19 protein-coding genes are annotated in these 17,459 nt (G+C 72.6%); 7 read left to right on the top strand and 12 right to left on the bottom strand.

Translation table 11 applies throughout. The features are described from left to right. The first annotated feature begins 45 nt into the window (after positions 1-45). Complete coding sequence (locus ACIBNA_RS00610) at positions 46-2,358, top strand: glycoside hydrolase family 3 N-terminal domain-containing protein (RefSeq protein WP_399163099.1); 2,313 nt, start codon at positions 46-48, stop codon at positions 2,356-2,358. 31 nt (positions 2,359-2,389) lie between these two features. Next, positions 2,390-2,920, top strand: coding sequence for a hypothetical protein (locus tag ACIBNA_RS00605; protein ID WP_399163098.1), 531 nt, complete (start codon positions 2,390-2,392; stop codon positions 2,918-2,920). Here ACIBNA_RS00605 and ACIBNA_RS00600 read toward each other — a convergent pair. Genes ACIBNA_RS00600 through tsaB form a run of 4 tightly spaced genes read right to left on the bottom strand, consistent with a single transcriptional unit; the run spans position 2,871 to position 5,404 of the window. Beyond that, positions 2,871-3,128: a hypothetical protein gene (locus tag ACIBNA_RS00600; RefSeq protein ID WP_399163097.1), complete on the bottom strand. Its 258-nt coding sequence runs from the start codon at positions 3,126-3,128 to the stop codon at positions 2,871-2,873. The genes ACIBNA_RS00605 and ACIBNA_RS00600 overlap by 50 nt on opposite strands. Further along, entirely contained in the window at positions 3,125-4,231 is a 1,107-nt protein-coding gene (tsaD, locus tag ACIBNA_RS00595; RefSeq protein ID WP_399163096.1) for a tRNA (adenosine(37)-N6)-threonylcarbamoyltransferase complex transferase subunit TsaD, read from the bottom strand. Before tsaD ends, ACIBNA_RS00600 begins: the two co-directional genes overlap by 4 nt. Then, complete coding sequence (rimI, locus tag ACIBNA_RS00590; protein WP_399163477.1) at positions 4,224-4,721, bottom strand: ribosomal protein S18-alanine N-acetyltransferase; 498 nt, start codon at positions 4,719-4,721, stop codon at positions 4,224-4,226. The genes tsaD and rimI overlap by 8 nt, the downstream gene beginning before the upstream one ends. A gap of 29 nt (positions 4,722-4,750) precedes the next feature. After that, the gene (tsaB, locus tag ACIBNA_RS00585; protein ID WP_399163095.1) at positions 4,751-5,404 is read right to left on the bottom strand and encodes a tRNA (adenosine(37)-N6)-threonylcarbamoyltransferase complex dimerization subunit type 1 TsaB; all 654 of its coding nucleotides are present in this window, start codon (positions 5,402-5,404) and stop codon (positions 4,751-4,753) included. 303 nt (positions 5,405-5,707) lie between these two features. Here tsaB and ACIBNA_RS00580 point away from each other — a divergent pair, with 303 nt between their 5' ends. Continuing rightward, positions 5,708-6,265: a hypothetical protein gene (locus ACIBNA_RS00580; RefSeq protein ID WP_399163094.1), complete on the top strand. Its 558-nt coding sequence runs from the start codon at positions 5,708-5,710 to the stop codon at positions 6,263-6,265. A 245-nt stretch (positions 6,266-6,510) separates the two neighbouring features. Here the strand turns inward: ACIBNA_RS00580 and ACIBNA_RS00575 are convergent, their stop codons facing one another. From ACIBNA_RS00575 to ACIBNA_RS00550, 6 genes are all read right to left on the bottom strand, one after another. Further along, on the bottom strand, positions 6,511-6,681 hold the full coding sequence (locus tag ACIBNA_RS00575) for a hypothetical protein (RefSeq protein ID WP_399163093.1): 171 nt from the start codon (positions 6,679-6,681) through the stop codon (positions 6,511-6,513). Positions 6,682-6,823: 142 nt separating this feature from the next. Beyond that, positions 6,824-7,345 (bottom strand): tRNA (adenosine(37)-N6)-threonylcarbamoyltransferase complex ATPase subunit type 1 TsaE, encoded by a 522-nt coding sequence (tsaE, locus tag ACIBNA_RS00570; protein WP_274818536.1) that lies wholly within the window; start codon positions 7,343-7,345, stop codon positions 6,824-6,826. Beyond that, positions 7,311-8,570 carry an alpha/beta fold hydrolase gene (locus ACIBNA_RS00565; protein WP_399163092.1) on the bottom strand — a complete coding sequence of 420 codons (1,260 nt, stop codon included), beginning with the start codon at positions 8,568-8,570 and terminating at the stop codon, positions 7,311-7,313. Before ACIBNA_RS00565 ends, tsaE begins: the two co-directional genes overlap by 35 nt. Positions 8,571-8,688: 118 nt before the next feature. Next, a complete protein-coding gene (gene alr, locus ACIBNA_RS00560) occupies positions 8,689-9,861 on the bottom strand; it encodes an alanine racemase (protein ID WP_399163091.1) in 1,173 nt (390 codons plus the stop codon). Positions 9,862-9,947: 86 nt separating this feature from the next. Continuing rightward, complete coding sequence (locus ACIBNA_RS00555) at positions 9,948-10,835, bottom strand: L,D-transpeptidase family protein (RefSeq protein ID WP_399163090.1); 888 nt, start codon at positions 10,833-10,835, stop codon at positions 9,948-9,950. A gap of 250 nt (positions 10,836-11,085) precedes the next feature. Next, positions 11,086-12,555: an NAD(P)H-hydrate dehydratase gene (locus ACIBNA_RS00550; protein WP_399163089.1), complete on the bottom strand. Its 1,470-nt coding sequence runs from the start codon at positions 12,553-12,555 to the stop codon at positions 11,086-11,088. Between the two features lie 160 nt (positions 12,556-12,715). Here ACIBNA_RS00550 and ACIBNA_RS00545 point away from each other — a divergent pair, with 160 nt between their 5' ends. Then, positions 12,716-13,870, top strand: a complete 1,155-nt coding sequence (locus ACIBNA_RS00545) for a hypothetical protein (RefSeq protein WP_399163088.1) — start codon at positions 12,716-12,718, stop codon at positions 13,868-13,870. Between the two features lie 24 nt (positions 13,871-13,894). Here ACIBNA_RS00545 and ACIBNA_RS00540 read toward each other — a convergent pair whose 3' ends face one another. After that, the gene (locus ACIBNA_RS00540; protein WP_399163087.1) at positions 13,895-14,899 is read right to left on the bottom strand and encodes a BtrH N-terminal domain-containing protein; all 1,005 of its coding nucleotides are present in this window, start codon (positions 14,897-14,899) and stop codon (positions 13,895-13,897) included. A gap of 68 nt (positions 14,900-14,967) precedes the next feature. Between ACIBNA_RS00540 and ACIBNA_RS00535 the strand changes: the two genes are divergently transcribed. Beyond that, positions 14,968-15,240 (top strand): hypothetical protein, encoded by a 273-nt coding sequence (locus tag ACIBNA_RS00535; RefSeq protein ID WP_399163086.1) that lies wholly within the window; start codon positions 14,968-14,970, stop codon positions 15,238-15,240. Positions 15,241-15,828: 588 nt separating this feature from the next. Here ACIBNA_RS00535 and ACIBNA_RS00530 read toward each other — a convergent pair. Continuing rightward, positions 15,829-16,200 (bottom strand): holo-ACP synthase, encoded by a 372-nt coding sequence (locus ACIBNA_RS00530; protein ID WP_086601633.1) that lies wholly within the window; start codon positions 16,198-16,200, stop codon positions 15,829-15,831. A gap of 88 nt (positions 16,201-16,288) precedes the next feature. Between ACIBNA_RS00530 and ACIBNA_RS00525 the strand changes: the two genes are divergently transcribed. Both ACIBNA_RS00525 and ACIBNA_RS00520 read left to right on the top strand, forming a co-directional pair. Next, a complete protein-coding gene (locus tag ACIBNA_RS00525) occupies positions 16,289-16,963 on the top strand; it encodes an ankyrin repeat domain-containing protein (protein WP_399163085.1) in 675 nt (224 codons plus the stop codon). A gap of 144 nt (positions 16,964-17,107) precedes the next feature. Next, the gene (locus tag ACIBNA_RS00520; RefSeq protein WP_399163084.1) at positions 17,108-17,455 is read left to right on the top strand and encodes a hypothetical protein; all 348 of its coding nucleotides are present in this window, start codon (positions 17,108-17,110) and stop codon (positions 17,453-17,455) included. Positions 17,456-17,459 lie beyond the last annotated feature (4 nt).

The following is a 17,459-nucleotide window of genomic DNA, read 5'->3' as shown; positions in this document are numbered from 1 at the left end:
AGCACCGTTCGTGAGAGGGCCGTCCGTCCACCCGACAGGAGCTTCATGACCACCGCGCCCTGGCGTGACCCCGCCCTGCCCGCCACCGCCCGCGTCGACGACCTGCTCTCCCGGATGACCCTGGAGGAGAAGACCGCCCAGCTGTACGGCGTGTGGGTGGGCGCCGCGACGGACGGCGACGGAGTCGCTCCGCACCAGCACGACATGACCGTGGACTACGAGTGGGACGAGCTGATCACCCGCGGCCTGGGCCAGCTCACGCGCTCCTTCGGCACCGCCCCCGTGGACCCGGCGCTCGGCGCGCAGGCACTGGCCCGCGCCCAGCGCCGTATCACCGAGGCCGGCCGCTTCGGCATCCCGGCGATCGCGCACGAGGAGTGCCTGGCCGGCTTCACCGCCTGGCAGGCCACGGCCTACCCGGTCCCGCTGGCCTGGGGAGCGACCTGGGACCCCCCGCTGGTCGAGGAGATGGCCCGCCGCATCGGCGACGACCTGCGCTCGGCCGGCGTCCACCAGGGCCTCGCGCCCGTCCTGGACGTCGTACGCGATCCGCGCTGGGGCCGCGTGGAGGAGACGATCGGCGAGGACCCGTACCTGGTCGGCACCCTCGGCACGGCCTATGTGCGGGGCCTGGAGTCGGCCGGGGTCGTCGCCACGCTGAAGCACTTCGCCGGGTACGCCTCCTCGGCCGGCGCCCGCAACCTGGCCCCCGTACGGGCCGGCGTCCGCGAGTTCGCGGACGTCACGCTCCCGCCCTTCGAGATGGCGCTGCGCGAGGGCGGGGCCCGTTCGGTGATGGCCGCGTACACGGAGCGGGACGGCGTCCCGGCCTCGGCGGACCCCGAGCTGCTGACCGGACTCCTGCGCGAGGAGTGGGGCTTCACCGGCACGGTCGTCGCGGACTACTTCGGCATCGGCTTCCTCCAGACCCTCCACCGGATCGCCGGCACCCCGGCCGAGGCGGCCCACGCGGCCCTGGTGGCCGGCATCGACGTCGAACTGCCGAGCCTGAAGTGCTACGGCGATCCGCTGGTGGACGCGGTCCGCTCGGGCGAGATCCCCGAGGAGCTCGTGGACCGCGCGGCCCGCCGCGTCCTGCTCCAGAAGTGCGAACTGGGCCTGCTGGACGAGGACTGGACCCCCGAGCCGACCGCCCCGGTCGACCTCGACTCGACGAGCAACCGGATCCTGGCCCGCCGCCTGGCCGAGGAGTCCGTCGTCCTGCTCGACAACCCCGACGGCCTGCTCCCGCTGGCCCCCGACACCCGGATCGCGGTGATCGGCCCCCGGGCGGCCGACGCCCTGGCCATGCTGGGCTGCTACTCCTTCCCCTCCCACGTCCTCACCCACCACCCCGGTGTCCCGACCGGCATCGACATCCCGACGGTCCTCGACGCCCTGCGCACCGAACTCCCCGACGCCAAGGTGACGTTCGCGCAGGGCTGCGACGTGACGGACCCGGACACCTCCGGCTTCGAGGAGGCCGTCGCCCGCGCCGCCGAGGCGGACGTCTGCGTGGCCGTCCTCGGCGACCGGGCCGGCCTGTTCGGCCGCGGCACCTCGGGCGAGGGCTGCGACGCGAGCGACCTCGCCCTGCCGGGCGCCCAGGGCGAGCTGCTGGACGCGCTGGTCGCCACGGGCGTCCCCGTGGTGCTGGTGCTGCTGACCGGCCGTCCCTACGCTCTCGGCCGCTGGCACGGCCGCCTGGGCGCGGTCGTCCAGGCGTTCTTCCCGGGGGAGGAGGGCGGCCCGGCGGTGGCGGGAGTGCTGTCGGGCCGCGTGAACCCCTCGGGCCGCCTGCCCGTGAGCGTCCCGCAGGCCCCCGGCGGCCAGCCCTGGACGTACCTCCAGCCGCCCCTCGGCCTCGCGGGCGAGGTCAGCAACCTCGACCCGACCCCGCTGTACGCCTTCGGGCACGGCCGCTCGTACACGACGTTCGCGTGGGAGGACGGCACGGGCGGCGAGGAGCCGGCGCAGATCGGCACGGACGGGACGTACGACGTCTCGGTGACCGTCCGCAACACGGGCGACCGCGAGGGCGCGGAGGTCGTGCAGCTGTATCTGCACGACCCGGTGGCGTCGGTGACCCGGCCCGACGTGCGGCTGATCGGCTACCAGCGCGTGGAACTGGCGCCGGGCGAGGCGAGCCGGGTGACGTTCCGGTTCCACACGGACCTCTCGGCGTTCACCGACCGTTCAGGACGCAGGGTGGTCGAACCGGGCGTCCTGGAACTACGTTTGGCGGCGTCCAGCGCAGACGTACGCCACACGACACACCTCACCCTCACGGGCCCGGTACGGGTCCCCGACGCCGATCGGATGCTGCGGTGTGGGACGGAGGTGTCGGAGGTGGGGTGACCTCCGCGCGGGGAGTGATCGGGGGAACGCGTTGGACAGGTTGCTTCACCACGAGTTGCGGGCCGTCTTCTCGGTGCTCGCCGTCGTCGCCGTGTCCGTGACGGGGGCGGGCCTCGCCCACGGTTTCGCCCCGCAGGAGCCCGGCAAAGTGGCCCTGTACCTCGCCGGTTTGCTGGCCTTCGCCGCGGTGTGGACCTTCCTGAAGGGGACCAGGCTCAGAGGGTTCAGCTGGGTACGGGACTACGACAGGGCCGTCCCCGTCGAGGACACCGGCACGGTCGTGCCCGCCGACTCCTCCCTGCGCGACGGCTGGTTCAACTGGCCCGTCCTCGTCCTGTTTCTCCTGTTCGTCCTGCCCATCTCCGTGTTCTGGGAGCCATGGGTGATCGGGATCGCCCTGTGGTCGGCCCTGGACTGGCTGGGCCAGGCCGCGCTGGTCGCCCACTGGGAGCGCCGCAACGGCCTGCTGCTGTGGCGGGGTCACGTCGGCAGCAGGCCCTGGGAGCTCTCGGTCAGCCGGCGCCCACCGACTCGAACCGCCACCGGTGAACGGCCCGCGTGACCAACTCCCCGTCCGGCTCGGGAAGTTCCGGCAGCTCGGCGTCGTACGGGGCGTCCCACCAGGTGATGACCAGGACCCGGTCCTGGGGAGCGCGCAGAGTCTCCCGGCGCAGGGGTGCACGGGGCAGCTCCTGCGCCCGGGCCCAGGCCAGCAGGTCCTCGCCCCGGCCGGGCACCGCCCGCGCCTCCCACATCAGGGCGACCGTCACGAGTAGAGGTTCTCCTTGCTGATCTCGTGCACATGGTCGTGGCCGTGCCGGTGACCCGGCACGTGCGGCTCCGTCACCGGCAGCGAGGAGTCCGCCGGCAGGTCCCAGCTCGACGCGGACCGGTTCCGGGCCACCATCTCGGCGCCGAGCGCGGCGACCATCGCCCCGTTGTCCGTGCACAGCTTGGGCCGCGGCACCCGCAGCCGGATCCCGGCCGCCTCGCAGCGCTCCTGGGCCAGGGCGCGCAGCCGGGAGTTGGCGGCCACACCGCCGCCGATCATCAGGTGGTCGACGCCCTCGTCCTTGCAGGCCCGGACGGCCTTGCGGGTCAGCACGTCCACGACCGCCTCCTGGAAGGAGGCCGCCACGTCCCGCACCGGGACCTCCTCCCCCGCCGCCCGCTTGGCCTCGATCCAGCGCGCCACGGCCGTCTTCAGCCCGGAGAAGGAGAAGTCGTAGGCCGGATCGCGCGGACCGGTCAGGCCGCGCGGGAAGGCGATCGCGTCCGGGTCGCCCTCGCGTGCGTAGCGGTCGATGACCGGGCCGCCCGGGAAACCCAGGTTCAGCACGCGGGCGATCTTGTCGAAGGCCTCGCCGGCCGCGTCGTCGATGGTCGCGCCCATCGGGCGGACGTCGGAGGTGATGTCCGAGGACAGCAGCAGCGAGGAGTGGCCGCCGGACACCAGCAGCGCCATGGTCGGCTCGGGCAGCGCGCCGTGCTCCAGCTGGTCGACGCAGATGTGCGAGGCGAGGTGGTTGACGCCGTACAGGGGCTTGCCGAGCGCGTACGCGTACGCCTTCGCCGCCGAGACGCCGACCAGCAGGGCACCGGCGAGGCCGGGACCGGCGGTGACGGCGATGCCGTCGAGGTCGCGGGCACTGACTCCCGCCTCCTTCAGCGCGCGGTCGATGGTGGGGACCATCGCCTCCAGATGCGCCCGGGAGGCGACCTCGGGCACGACACCGCCGAACCGGGCGTGCTCGTCGACGCTGGAGGCGATGGCGTCGGCGAGCAGGGTCGTGCCGCGGACGATGCCGACGCCGGTCTCGTCACAGGAGGTCTCGATGCCGAGAACGAGAGGCTCGTCGCGTGAGTCAGTCATTGATCTGGGTTCCTTGTACGGAAGTCGAACCCGCGGCGGAGCCGCTGTCGGGTTTCGTGGTCAGTCGCATCACCAGGGCGTCGACGTTCCCCGGCTGGTAGTAGCCGCGCCTGAAGCCGATGGCCTCGAAGCCGAAGCGCTCGTACAGCTTCTGCGCGCGGACGTTGTCCACCCGGCACTCCAGCATCACCTCGGCGCACTCGAAGGCGGTCGCGGCCCGCAGCAGTTCGGTGAGGAGACGGCCGCCCAGCCCCGTGCCCCAGTACTCGCGGGTGACGGCGATGGTCTGGATGTCGGCCTGCTCGCCGGAGGAGGCGACACCGGCGTACCCGACGATCCGCTCCCCCGCCTCGGCCACGAGGTACTTCCGGCTCGCCTCCGGACCGCGCGCATGGGCCAGCTCGGACCAGAACATGCCCCGCGACCAGGCGTCGTCGGGGAACAGGTCCCGCTCAAGCTCCAGCACGCGGTCGATGTCCCACCAGCGCATCTCGCGCAGCACACACGTCTCGGCCTTGGTCACTTGGGGGTGACCACCTTGTAGTTCTTGGGGACCTGGGCGTCGGGGCGACGCAGATACAGGGGCCGGGGCGCGGGGAGTTCCTCGCCCGCCGCCAGCTTCTCAGCGGCCAGCCGGGCGATCGCCGCGGCCGACACGTGCTCGGGCTCGTGCGCCCGGGGGAAGGTGTCCGGGTACAGCAGCGCGCCCGCGCCGACCGCGGGCAGCCCCTCGACCCGCTCGGCGATGTCGGCGGGCCGGTCGACGGCCGGGTCCGTGACGCGGGTGCGGGAGTCGGCGTAGCGCGCCCAGTACACCTCCTTGCGGCGGGCGTCGGTCGCCACGACGAACGGGCCCTGAAGGTCGGCGGCGTAGGCGAGGCCGTCCAGCGTGCACACGCCGTGCACGGGGACGCCGAGCACGAGCCCGAAGGTCTCGGCGGTCATCAGACCGACGCGCAGCCCGGTGTACGGGCCCGGCCCGATGCCGGCGACGACCTCGGTGACGGCGTCGAGCTTCAGACCGGCCTCGGCGAGCACCCGGTCGATCGCGGGCAGCAACAGTTCCCCGTGCCGGCGCGCGTCCACCTGACTCGACGAGGCGATGACGTCCCGGCCGTCGTGCAGCGCGACGGTGACGGCGGGTGTGGCGGTATCCAGAGCGAGCAAGAGCACGCAAACAGCCTACGGCTCCCCGGGGCCCGGCACGGCCGCGCCGTCGTCCGCAGGACGGGCCCCGCGGCGTCATGGGGTGCCCCGGCTCGGGCGAAGCCGAGAGCTTGGGGGCGTGCGATCGCAGCCGGGAACCCGGGGGACGCGTGCCGGGCGTCGCGGGGCGGGCGGGAGGTCCGACACGGGACCCGGGGCCCGGCACGGCCGCACCTGTCGGGCCGTCACCTGCTGCTACCGTCACCTACCGTCACGGCGCGGTATGCGCACCGTGCACGACAGGGACGTACGACGCGGAGGTGGGCGCCGGTGGCAGTCAGCAGCTCGGGGATCGTGGCCGGGCTCACCGCCGCGGCCCTCGCGACGGTCGGCTACCTCGCCCACCAGGCGTCACAGGCCCTTCCGCCCGGCCTCGGCCGGACGCAGACGGGCGTCGCGCCGGTGGTCGGCGTCTCCAAGGCGCCGCCCCGGGCCAGGAAGGAGCCCGCCGCGCTGCCCGGCGGGTCCGGCAAGGGCGCGCGGGTCGTGTACTCCCTGCGCGGCGACCGGGTGTGGCTGGTCGGCGAGGACGAGACGGTCACCCGCACATTCGAGGTTCACCCGAGCACGGTGGACCCCGCCCCGGGCAGCTACTCGGTCACGTCCCGCTCGAACGCCGTCACCGGCTCCGACGGCGTCCCCGTCGAGCACGTCGTGCGCTTCACCAGCGTGGACGACGTGGTGATCGGCTTCAGCGCGGCCGTGGACGACTCGACCGCCGCACCGGCCCCGAAGGTACGCACGGGCGGCATCCGCGAGTCACGCGAGGACGGCGAGGCGATGTGGACGTTCGCGACGATCGGCCGCAAGGTCGTGGTCGTCCGCTAGCGGGTGCCGTCCGGTTCAGGCCTAGGGTCTGTCGTTTGGATCAGGTCGCAGGGAATCGACGGCATCTCTTCAGCGCCGGTGAGCGGGGTCTGGTGCGTGCAGCTGCAAGGCGGAGGAGGGCGGCGATGCGATGGGGGCACCGCCCGCGCGAGCGAAGCCGAGCGTGGGGGAATCGGCAACCGACGACAACGCCGCAGATGCGCGTGCCAGACCCCGCGTCTGCGACCTGATCCAAACGACAGACCCTAGGCCGCTTCGCGGTGGTCCGCTGCCCGCTCGGTCGGCTCGGCGAGCTCCGGAGGGCGCGGTGGCGTGGAGATCAGCGCCGCCGCCTCGCCCGCCGCCAGCAGGTCACGCATGGACACCCCGGCGACCGCGAACGGCAGCGGCTGCCCCTTGCTCTCTGTAGCCGACATGGACGCCTCCCGAAGGCGGGGCGGACGTAGTTAGGCACACCTAACTACGGACTGGATACCATGTGACCACGCACAAGACACCGAACGCAACATCTTGCCGACGCCTTGTCGGAACGTTCATCAAAACACCACGCTGCGGGAGCTACGCCGCGAGCACGCTCAGGTCCGCCGACGCCCAGCGTTCCCCCAGACCGGTGATCGTCATCCGCCGGACCTCGTCGCTCGTGTCGCCCACCGCCCGGTGGATGACCACCTGGAGCCGCTCCTCGGTCAGCTCCTCGACCTTGCCCTCGCCCCACTCCACGACCACCACGGACTCGGGCAGCGAGACGTCGAGATCCAGGTCCTCCATCTCGTCCAGCCCGCCGGACAGCCGGTAGGCGTCGACATGGACCAGCGGCGGCCCGTCACCCAGCGACGGATGCACGCGGGCGATCACAAACGTCGGCGAGGTGACGGCCCCGCGTACGCCGAGCCCCTCGCCCAGCCCACGCGTCAGTGTCGTCTTGCCCGCCCCGAGCTCTCCGCTGAGCATCACCAGATCACCCGCGCGCAGCAGTTTCGCGAGCCGGCGGCCCAACTCCCGCATCTGCTCGGGGGACGTGACGACGATCTGGACCGATCCCGACTCAGCCGGGTTGTGCGGTGCTGCTGGTGCTTCCATAACCCTTCACGGTAGCTCCTGCGGGCACGGCACCCGTGCGGGTGAGCAGGTCGGCGAGGCGGTCGGTGACCACTTCCGGGTGTTCCAGCATCACCAGGTGCCCCGCGTCCGGCACCAGCACCAGCTCGGCGTCCGGCAGCAGATCGGCGATGGCCTCGCTGTGCTCACTGGGCGTGACCAGATCCTGCACCCCGGCCAGGACGAGCACCGGCACGTCCGCGAAGTGCACCAGCGCCTCTGTCTTGTCGTGGTCGTTGAACGCCGGGTAGTACTCGGCGACCACGTCGATGGGCGTGCCCTCGATCATCCGCTCGGCGAACCGGGCGACGGCCGGGTCGACGTCCCGGGACGCGAACGAGTACCGCTTGATGATCCCGGCGAACAGGTCCGCGGTGGCCCGGCGCCCCTTCTCCACCAGGTCGGCCCGCTGCCCCATCGCCTTCAGCACGCCGGGCAGCACCCGCCGCACCGCGTTGACGCCGGCCACCGGAAGCCCGTAGTTGACCTCGCCGAGCCGCCCCGACGACGTCCCCACGAAGGCCACCCCGACGACCCGCTCCCGGACCAGCTCGGGGTACTGGTCGGCCAGCGCCATCACCGTCATGCCGCCCATCGAGTGCCCGACCAGCACGATCGGCCCCTCGGGCGCGGCCGCGTCGATGACGGCCTTCAGGTCGCGGCCCAGCTGCTCGATGGTGACCGGCTCGTCCCGCCCCTGGGCCACGCCCCGCCCGGACCGGCCGTGGCTGCGCTGGTCCCAGTGGACGGTCCGTACGACGCCTCTGAGCGCCGCCCGCTGGAAGTGCCAGGAGTCCTGGTTGAGGCAGTAGCCGTGGCTGAAGACGACGGTGACGGGGGCGGGGGCCTTGCGGCCGAAGAGCCGCCGGCGGCGCGGGCCGAGGGCGGCCGGGGCGGCCTCCGGGTCGAGCTCGTCGACCTCGTAGTACAGCTCCGTACCGTCGTCGGAGAACGCCTTGCCCGGCATGCCGCGCAGCGAGCCGTAGGGTCCCGCGGAGTCGAGGGCGAGCCGGGCCTTCTGGCGCATGCCCCGGCCGACCGTCATCCGCTCCAGGGCGACACCGGCGGCCGCGCCCGCGGCCATCACGCCTATCGCGACACCGGCGATGCCGGTCGCCCGGCGCCAGCCCCCCGCCGCCCCCGCGGCGGAGGCCGCGACGGCCGCGGTGGCGGCGTTCGCGACGACCTCCGCACTGCTCTCGCTCACGTACTACTCCTCTTCGCCGGGGTGCTGTTGCCGATGCTGGTCTGGTGCTGGTGCTGGTGCTGGTGCTGGTGCTGCGAGGGTGCCCGTCGTTCTTCGCGTGACCGGTCCTCGGTGCGAGTTACCCGTCCTGTTCGTCATTCACATAGACGCGAGGAACGCGCGTTCCGATCCGGGTCACGATCTCGTAGGCGATGGTTCCGGCCGCCTGGGCCCAGTCCTCGGCGGTGGGCTCGCCGCGGTCCCCGGGCCCGAAGAGCACCGCCTCGGCGCCCGGCGCGGGCTCGTCGCCGCCCAGGTCGACCACGAACTGGTCCATGGCGACCCGCCCCGCGATCGTGCGCCACTTGCCCTCGACCAGGACCGGCCCGGCCGAGGAGGCGTGCCGCGGGATGCCGTCGGCGTAGCCCAGCGGGACGAGGCCGAGGGTGGTCTCGCCGGGCGTCACATACCGGTGTCCGTAGCTGACGCCGTGCCCGCCCTGCACGTGCTTGACCAGGGCGAGTGAGGCGGACAGCGTCATCACCGGGCGCAGCCCGAAGTCGGCCGGGGTGCCGAGCTCGGGGCTGGGCGAGATGCCGTACGTGGCGATGCCGGTCCGGACCAGGTCGAAATGGCTCTCGGGGAGCGTGAGCGTGGCCGGCGAGTTGGCGATGTGCCGCACCTCGGGGCGGGCGCCCTGCTCCTCGGCGTACGCGACCATCTCCCGGAAGCGGCCGAGCTGGGCGGCGATGGAGGGATGGCCGGGCTCGTCGGCACAGGCGAAGTGCGACCACAGTCCCGTGACCCGCACGAGCCCCTCGGCCTCGGCGCGCAGGGCCTCCCGGACCAGCTCGGCCCAGTCGTCCCCGGGCTGGCAGCCGCCCCGCCCGAGCCCGGTGTCGGCCTTGAGCTGCACCCGCGCGGGCCGCCCGGCGAGCCGGGCCGCCTCGGTGACCTCCGCCAGGGCCCACATCCCGCTGACGGACACGTCGAGGTCCGCCTCGATGGCCTCGCGCCAGGGTCCGCCGGGCGTCCACAGCCAGCACATGATGCGGCCCGGCAGCCCGGCGGCCCGCAGGGCGAGGGCCTCCTCGGGCGTCGCCGTGCCCAGCCAGTCCGCCCCCGCGGCGACGGCCGCGCGGGCACACGGCACAGCCCCGTGGCCGTACGCCTCGGACTTCACCACGGCCATCAGGGCCGCACCCGGCGCGTGGGCACGCAGCGCCCGCACATTGGCCCGCAGGGCGGCCAGGTCGATCTCCGCACGGGCGCGCAGCGGCGACGCGGTCCGCAGGGCTGTTCTCTCGCTCATCGCGCCCAGTGTCTCAGAGGGGCCCGACACGCCCGAGGCAGCGGCCCCCGCCGCCGGCTCGGCTGCGTCCCGCGCCGGCGGCCCGGCTAGGTCCCGGGCCGGCGCCCCCACACGAACACGCGGTCCCCCTTCTTCAGCACGCTCCACAGCCTCCGCGCGTCGGGGACGGACAGATTGACGCAGCCCATGGAGCCGACGGCGGTGTTGAGACTGCCGTAGACGCCGTGGAAGGCCTGCCCGCCGCTGAAGAACTGGGAGTACGGCATGGGCGTGTTGTACAGCGTCGACCAGTGGTTCTTGTGCCGCCAGTAGACCTTGTGCCACCCGGCCCGGGTCCGGTACCCGGCCCGCCCGCTGCGGATCGGCACCGCCCCGAACACCACCTTCCGCCCCTTCTGCACCCAGGTCAGCTGCCGGCTGAGATCCACACACGCCACGGGGTAGCTCCGCACCGGGCAGCGGCCGGCGGCATTGGGGTTCCGGCGCGCCGACAGATACCGCATCCGGCCCCACGTCACGGGCCCGGCGAACCCGATGGCCGGCTTGATCCCCTGCCTCACCTGGAACGCCCGGACGGCCCGGCAGTCCGCCGCCGACTGCTTCCCGTCCACCCTCAGCCCCAGCCACCGCTCGACCTGCCGCTGGTACGGCCCGGTCTTGCCGGTACAGCTCACCCGCGCGACCGCATCCCCCAACGGCACGTACTCGACGAGCGCGTACGTCCCCTCCACCGCCCTGCGCGGCTCGACGGCCTCCTCCTCGGCGGACGGCTTGTACACCACCGGCGGCAGCGCCTGGTCGGGCGTGTCGACGGACCAGGGCTGCGCGGGCCCCGGAGCGACCCCCGGCACCAGCTCGCCCAGGGGCCCCGGAGCGGGCGGTACGGGAGCGGCACCGGCGACACCGACGGGCAGGGCGGTGACAGCGGCGAGCAGGAGGGCGAGGGCGCGCCCGGCGATACGTCTGCTGGTCATGTGATCAGAGAAACGGGGGTGGTGGGGCGGCCCCGGGTTGCCGCGCGGCCGGATCCCCCGGACGGCCCGCACCTGACGGCGGCCTCAGCCACTGACAGCCCGTCCGGCGTTTGAGGGCGAGGCCGTCCAGGCCGAAGCGGGGGCCCGGGGACGGCAGCCCCAAGACTCGGGACGGGAAGGGGAGGAGGGGGCGACCCATCCCCACGGCACCCCCACCCTCTCCCTCACTCGGCCGAGAACATCCGCTCACTCAGCCCAGAACATTCCGCCAAGCCTCCGGAACGGCCTCTGCCACGTCATGCGCCCCCACCGGCGCCCCGTCCGCCGCCAGCCTCCCGGCCAGCCCGTGCACATACGCCCCCACACTCCCCGCGTCCACCGCCGAAAGCCCCGCCGCCAGCAACGACCCCGCCAGCCCCGACAGCACGTCCCCGCTCCCCGCCGTGGCCAGCCAGGACGTCCCCGTCGGATTCACCCGCAACACTCCGCCCCCCGAGTCGGCGACCAACGTCGTGGACCCCTTCAGCAGCACGGTCGCCCCGTACCGCCCGGCCAGCTCCCGCACCGCCGCCAGCCGCCCGCCTTCGACCTCCCCCCGGTCGACCCCGAGCAGCGCCGCCGCCTCCCCGGCATGCGGCGTCATCAGCGTCGGCGCCCGCCGCGCCCGTACGACCCCGGCCTCGGCCAGCCGCAACCCGTCCGCGTCGACCAGCACCGGGACATCCGCCGCCAGCACCTCCCCCACCGTCGCCGCGTCGTCCCCGGCCCCCGGCCCGACGACCCACGCCTGCACACGCCCGGCATGCTTCGGCCCCTGGTCCGACACGAGCGTCTCGGGGAACCGCGCGATCACGGCGTCCCCGGCCGGCCCGACGTACCGCACGGCCCCGGCCCCGCCCCGCAGCGCCCCGGCGACGGCGAGCACGGCGGCCCCGGGGTAGCGCGCGGACCCGGCGGCGATGCCGACGACACCCCGCCGGTACTTGTCGCTCTCGGCCCGCGGCACCGGCAGCAACCGCGCCACGTCCGCGTGCTGCAACGCCTCCAGCTCCGGCTCGACCGGCAGCTCAAGACCGATGTCGACCAGCCGCACCGACCCCGCGTACTCCCGCGCGGGATCGATCAGCAGCCCCGGCTTGTGCGTCCCGAACGTCACCGTCAGATCGGCCCGGACCGCGGCGCCGCGCACCTCCCCGGTGTCGGCGTCGACCCCGCTCGGCAGATCGACGGCGACCACGGCGCCCCGCGACCGCTCGGCGGCGGCGGCCAGCGGCACCGCGTCCGGCCGCAGCCCGCCCTTCCCGCCGATCCCGACGATGCCGTCGACGACGAGATCCGCCCGCTCGACCAACTCCTCGACGCCCGGCGCACCCGCGATCCCACTGCCACCTTCGGCTCCACCACCGGCGCTCACGACCCGCCCCCCGGCCCGCCGCAGCGCCGCGAGCCCCCCGACGTGAGCCCGCTCCGGCGCGAGCAGCACCGCCGTGACACCGGCCCCCCGCCGGGCCAGCCGGGCCCCGGCGTACAACGCGTCACCCCCGTTGTCCCCGCTCCCGACCAGCAGTACGACCCTGCTCCCGTACACCCGCCCCAGCAGGTCGGCGCAGGCCGCGGCGAGTCCGGCGGCGGCCCGTTGCATCAGCGCCCCCTCCGGCAGCCGCGCCATCAGCTCCCGTTCGGCGGTCCTGACCGTCTCCACGCTGTACGCACTACGCATGCGGTCGAGTTTCCCGTACGACCGCCCGACCACTCCCCCGTATCTGGCGCAACTCCGAACCGTGTCGCATCCATTGACGCTTTGCCTGCCCTTTGCCAGACTCACCGGCCGCGCAGAAAGCGCTTGCACACCCCCCACGTTCGACGAAACCGAGGCCCCCATGGGACGCAGAGCCGCATTACTCGCCGCCGCCGGTGCCACCGCCGTCCTCACCGCCGCCGGCACCCTGACCGCCCCCGCCACCGCCGCCCCCACGCGAGCGACGGCCTGCGGCGACGGCTCCTACCGGGCCGAGGCCGTGCAGAGCGGCAGCAACTGGACCGCCCGGCGCGGCGGCAGCACCGTCTACACCGGCACCGACATGCGTGCCGCCGTCCAGGCGGCCGTCAACAGCCTCACGTCCGGCCGTACGTCGAAGGAACGGGTCGTGGTCCGCGGCTCGGGCTCCATCTCGGCGGGCTCACGCATCTCGCTCCCGAGCTACACCGTCCTCGACGTCTGCGGCACCATCAACGTCACCGGCAGCGGCTCCGGAGACCAGGCGCCGGTCTACTCCCGCGGCACCCGCGACGTGGAGGTCCGGAACCTCAAGCTCACCGGCACCCCGCTCTACGGCATCTTCATGCGCAACGTCCAGAACGTCGTGCTCGGCCAGATAGACATGCGCCTCTCCCGCGGCCTGGGCGTCCGCATCGACAACCGCGGCGACACCAGCCAGTGGACGCGCAACGTCCGCATCGACAACGTCTACGTCTCCGGCGCGTCCAGCCACGCGGTCGAGACCTACGGCGTCGACGGCATCACCATCGGCACGGTCACCGCCCGCAACGTGGGCGAGTCCGGCCTGCTGCTCAACCAGACCATCAACGCCAACGTCACCAAGGTGGACGCGGAGAACGCGGGCACGGGCACCGGCTACGCGGCCTTCCGCATGGCCAACCGCAACGGCCGGGTCGGCAGCGGCTACCCGACCAACATCCGGGTCGGCGAGGTCATCGCACGCGGCGGCGGACGCGGGGTGTTCTGCGTCTCGGAGAGCGGCGGGGCCGTCATCAACAAGGTGACGCTCTCCAACACCGGCAACAACTCGGTCCTGATCGAGAACTGCTACAACGTCAACCTCGCGGCCCAGAGCGGCACGATCACGGGCGGCGGCGAACTGCGCCTGGCCGCCCGCTCGAACTTCCCGAACAACAAGGACATCACCATCCAGAACCTGACGGTCACCAACTCGGCCATCAGGGAGAGCCCCTGCGGCGAGAACACGACGTTCCGCAACATCACGCGGGTGAACAGCAGCCAGTCGATCTGCTGACGCCCGCCCGCGAAGCCCTCGCCCTCACCCGGCGGGGGCTTCACCGCGCAGGCGGCTCAGCGCCTCCATGGCATCGCGTTCGATGCGCGCGATGTCGCAGAGGACGGTGCCTGCCCGCCTGAGGTACTGCTCGTCGCCCGACTCACCGGCGTTCGCGATGAGCCCCGCGACATCCGTCCACAAGCCGGCCGCTTCGGCGTACAGCCTGTGCCCGGTACGCAAGTGACTGCTGTCGAGCCACTCGGCGCACTCGGCGAGGAAGTCGCGGTACAGGTTGCGGAACAGGGCGCCGCCGGTGCCGGCCTGCTCCATCAGCCGCGCGGCCTGCGGCAGATCCCGCTGCGGGTCGTCGGTGCGCCGGAGCCACGTGCGGACCAGCTTGCCGGCCTTCTCGATGCCCCGGTGGCCGAGGTTGGCGATCGGCGGGTCGAGGAAGGCGTCGGCGCAGGCGGTGATGGCGGGAACGATCCGGCTCCGCGGGTCGGGCACCTGCCCCGCGGCGGTGAGCGTGAACGACCGGTGCCTGGCGGTCATCGGTCCGCGCGCGGCCCTGGCCCGGGCGAGGCTGCCCAGGCTGGTGGACACCGCTCCGCCCTGCTGGTCGGTGTCCACCAGGTAGGCGTCGTTTTCGTCGTAGCCGTACAGGGCGACGACATGACCGCCGAAGTGCACCTTCGAGGTGAAGTAGTCCAGGTGGTAGCTGTCGAGCTGCAGCCCGACGGGACGGCCGGCGTCGATGGCGGTCGCCACGTCCTCCCAGGCCTTACGGGCGGAGCCGGTCTCCTGAACCGCGAGCTCCAGCCCCAGCCCGGCGGCCAGGCTCCTGGTGAGCTCGAAGGGCTTGACCCGCCCGCCGAGGAAGGGAAAGTCCATGTTCTTGCTGTCCCAGTAGATGAAGGACAGGCCGGACCCGAGGCCGAAGAGCATGGGCTCGGACAGATCGAGTCCTTGGTGCCGCAGCAACACTCCCAGAGCCGACGTCTCGCAGTGCCGCGTACCGCGAGGATCGACGCCCTTCACCGTGATCATGCCAAACCCTCTCCGACGCGGTACTATCGAGGAACATTTTGAACTCGTTCAAAAAGGGGGACCACCACATGACCGGATCACCCACACCCATGGAAACCGACACACCCGCCACCGCCCTCGGCCCCACGGCACTCGTCCTCGGCCTCTTCTCCGCCGTGGGTACCTGGGCGTTCCTGATCCCCTGGACGGTGATAGCCGGCGCGCTGGCCATCACGTTCGGCGTGATGGGCATCCACTACGCCCGCCGGGGCACGGGCCGCATGTGGACCGCGACGGCGGGCACCATTCTCGGCGCCGCGGGCTTCTTCGGCACGGTCACGCTCCTGTGGTCCATGTCTTGACGTGCTCCTTGGCCCAGAGCCCAGGGAGTCCGGCCTGGGTCGTCCGCCCCTTCCGAGGGCTTCCTGCTTCACCGCGCTGTGCGGGCACGTGTGCCCGTATTACCGGAACTCCACAGGCGTTTGGTGTCTCCGCCCGTCCGACGGCGACGATACGGCGTCCTTCGAACACACGCGCGTGCCGGCGTGCGACCTTGATGCGGGCCTTGGCCCGGTTCTTCGAACCCTTGGCCTTGCGGGACAGCTCCCGCCCGAGGCGTCTGAGTTTGTAGCGGGACGACCGCTGACACGTCGGTGAGCCAGGCGCGTTCCTCAGTGCGCTTGGCGTGGGTGATGCGAACCCGGGACGGCTCGGCCGACTTCACATACGGCAGCCCGGCCGCGTGCGCTTCCTCGCGGTCGCGCAGGCAGTCGTTCCACACCACACGAGCTCGTGGCCGCTCGCGGCAAAAGATCACATCCACGAGCAGCAAAAACGTCCGCTCCAGCCCGCGGGGCAGAGCAGTCCTGAGTTGCGTTGCATCCCCGGCGTGAACGCCGGGCTTTCACGCAAGGTCACGGGTGAATCCCAGACCCCGCGGGCCCCCGGGGTCATCCCTCCGCGATCACAACGGCCGAGGCGACACCCGCGTCATGGCTGAGGGACACATGCCAGGACCGCACCCCCAGCTCGGCGGCCCGCGCCGCCACGGTCCCGGTCACCCGCAGCCAGGGCTGCCCACTGTCCTCGACACACACCTCGGCATCGGTCCAGAGCAGCCCGGCCGGAGCCCCGAGCGCCTTGGCCAGGGCCTCCTTGGCGGCGAACCGGGCGGCCAGCGAGGCGACACCCCGGCGCTCCCCACTGGGCAGCAACAACTCCCGCTCCACGAACAGCCGTCCGGCCAACGCGGGCGTACGTTCCAGCGACGCCGCGAACCGATCGATCTCGGCGACGTCGATCCCGACCCCGATGATGCTCATGCGCAGCACCCTACGGCGAGGCCTCGGTGTTTTCCGGAAGGGTCGAGGCCACCCGCTGCCGTCCATGGCCTCGCCGGTGATGACTAGCATGATCAGCATGGAATGGGACGGCCTCACCGACCGCGAGCGCTACGGGGACTGGTACCTGAAGGAGCGGGACCGGTTCTCGGACCTGGCCCGGGACGCGGACTGGGACGGCGTGTCCGGGGAGCTCGGGAAGAATCCCGGGTGGGTCAATCTCCCCCGGCCCGGGAGCCGCAGCGGATTCGCCCCGCTGCACCAGGCCGCCTGGCACGGAGCCGACATCGCCGTCGTCTCCCGGCTGATCGCGCACGGTGCCTGGCGCACGCAGCGCACCCGGGACGGACGGCGCCCCGTGGACATCGCGCGGGAGCGGGGTCACACGCATCTGCTGGAGCTCTTGGAGCCGGTCGCGGTGCGGCAGCTCCCCTCCCCCGCCGATGTGCTGGAGCGCCACTTCCACGCGATGCTGCGGGAGCGGACCGGCAGCTGTTTCGACGAGACCGAGCATCTGCTGCCACCACTGTCCCCCCTGACGGAGGGTCTGGATGTGCGGATCTTCTTCCGGGTGGTCGGCATGATGGGCGGATTCCACTACCGCCTCCACGCGGACATCGTGCATGTGCACGGCAGCTCGCGGATGGACGGCGACAACGGGGACTTCTACCAGGTGACCCCCAACGGCTGGACCAAGCTCCCGTACAGCCCCAGGCCGCCGGCACCCTGGACCTTCCCTTACTGACGTCCCTCACGCAGCGACCACTTCGCACCACACGTACGAACCTCCAGCGGACACCCCCCGCCCTTGAACTCCCCCTGCCGCTTGTACAGTTCGCGATGATCGCGATGTGCAAACGGCATCGCGCCAAACGGGAGGACACAGACCATGAGGTTCAAGTCGCTGGGAACGGCGGCCACTGCCGCGGCCCTCTTCGCCACGGCCCTCACCGGCACCGTCGCCGCCGCCGGCACTGCCGCCGCGGCCCCGCCGAAGGACTGCAGCAAGGCGATCGTCAACGTCAAGGCCAAGGAGACCGTCAAGGTCCGGACCTCGCCGAAGACGAGCGCCACCGCCCTCGGCATCTGGGGCAAGGGCAAGCGGGGCGGGATCTGCAACGACGGCAAGGCCTACAAGGGCGGGTCCTACAACGCCTGCGGCAAGAAGAGCAACATGTGGTACTACGGCGGCGACAAGGTGAACGGCTGGGTCCCGAAGACCTGCATCAACTGGTAGTCGC

Source organism: Streptomyces sp. NPDC050164 (assembly GCF_044459945.1).
Classification (GTDB): Bacteria; Actinomycetota; Actinomycetes; order Streptomycetales; family Streptomycetaceae; genus Streptomyces; species Streptomyces coeruleorubidus_A.
Note: the sequence above shows the minus strand (reverse complement) of the source record. Positions and strands in the feature narration are given on the sequence as shown.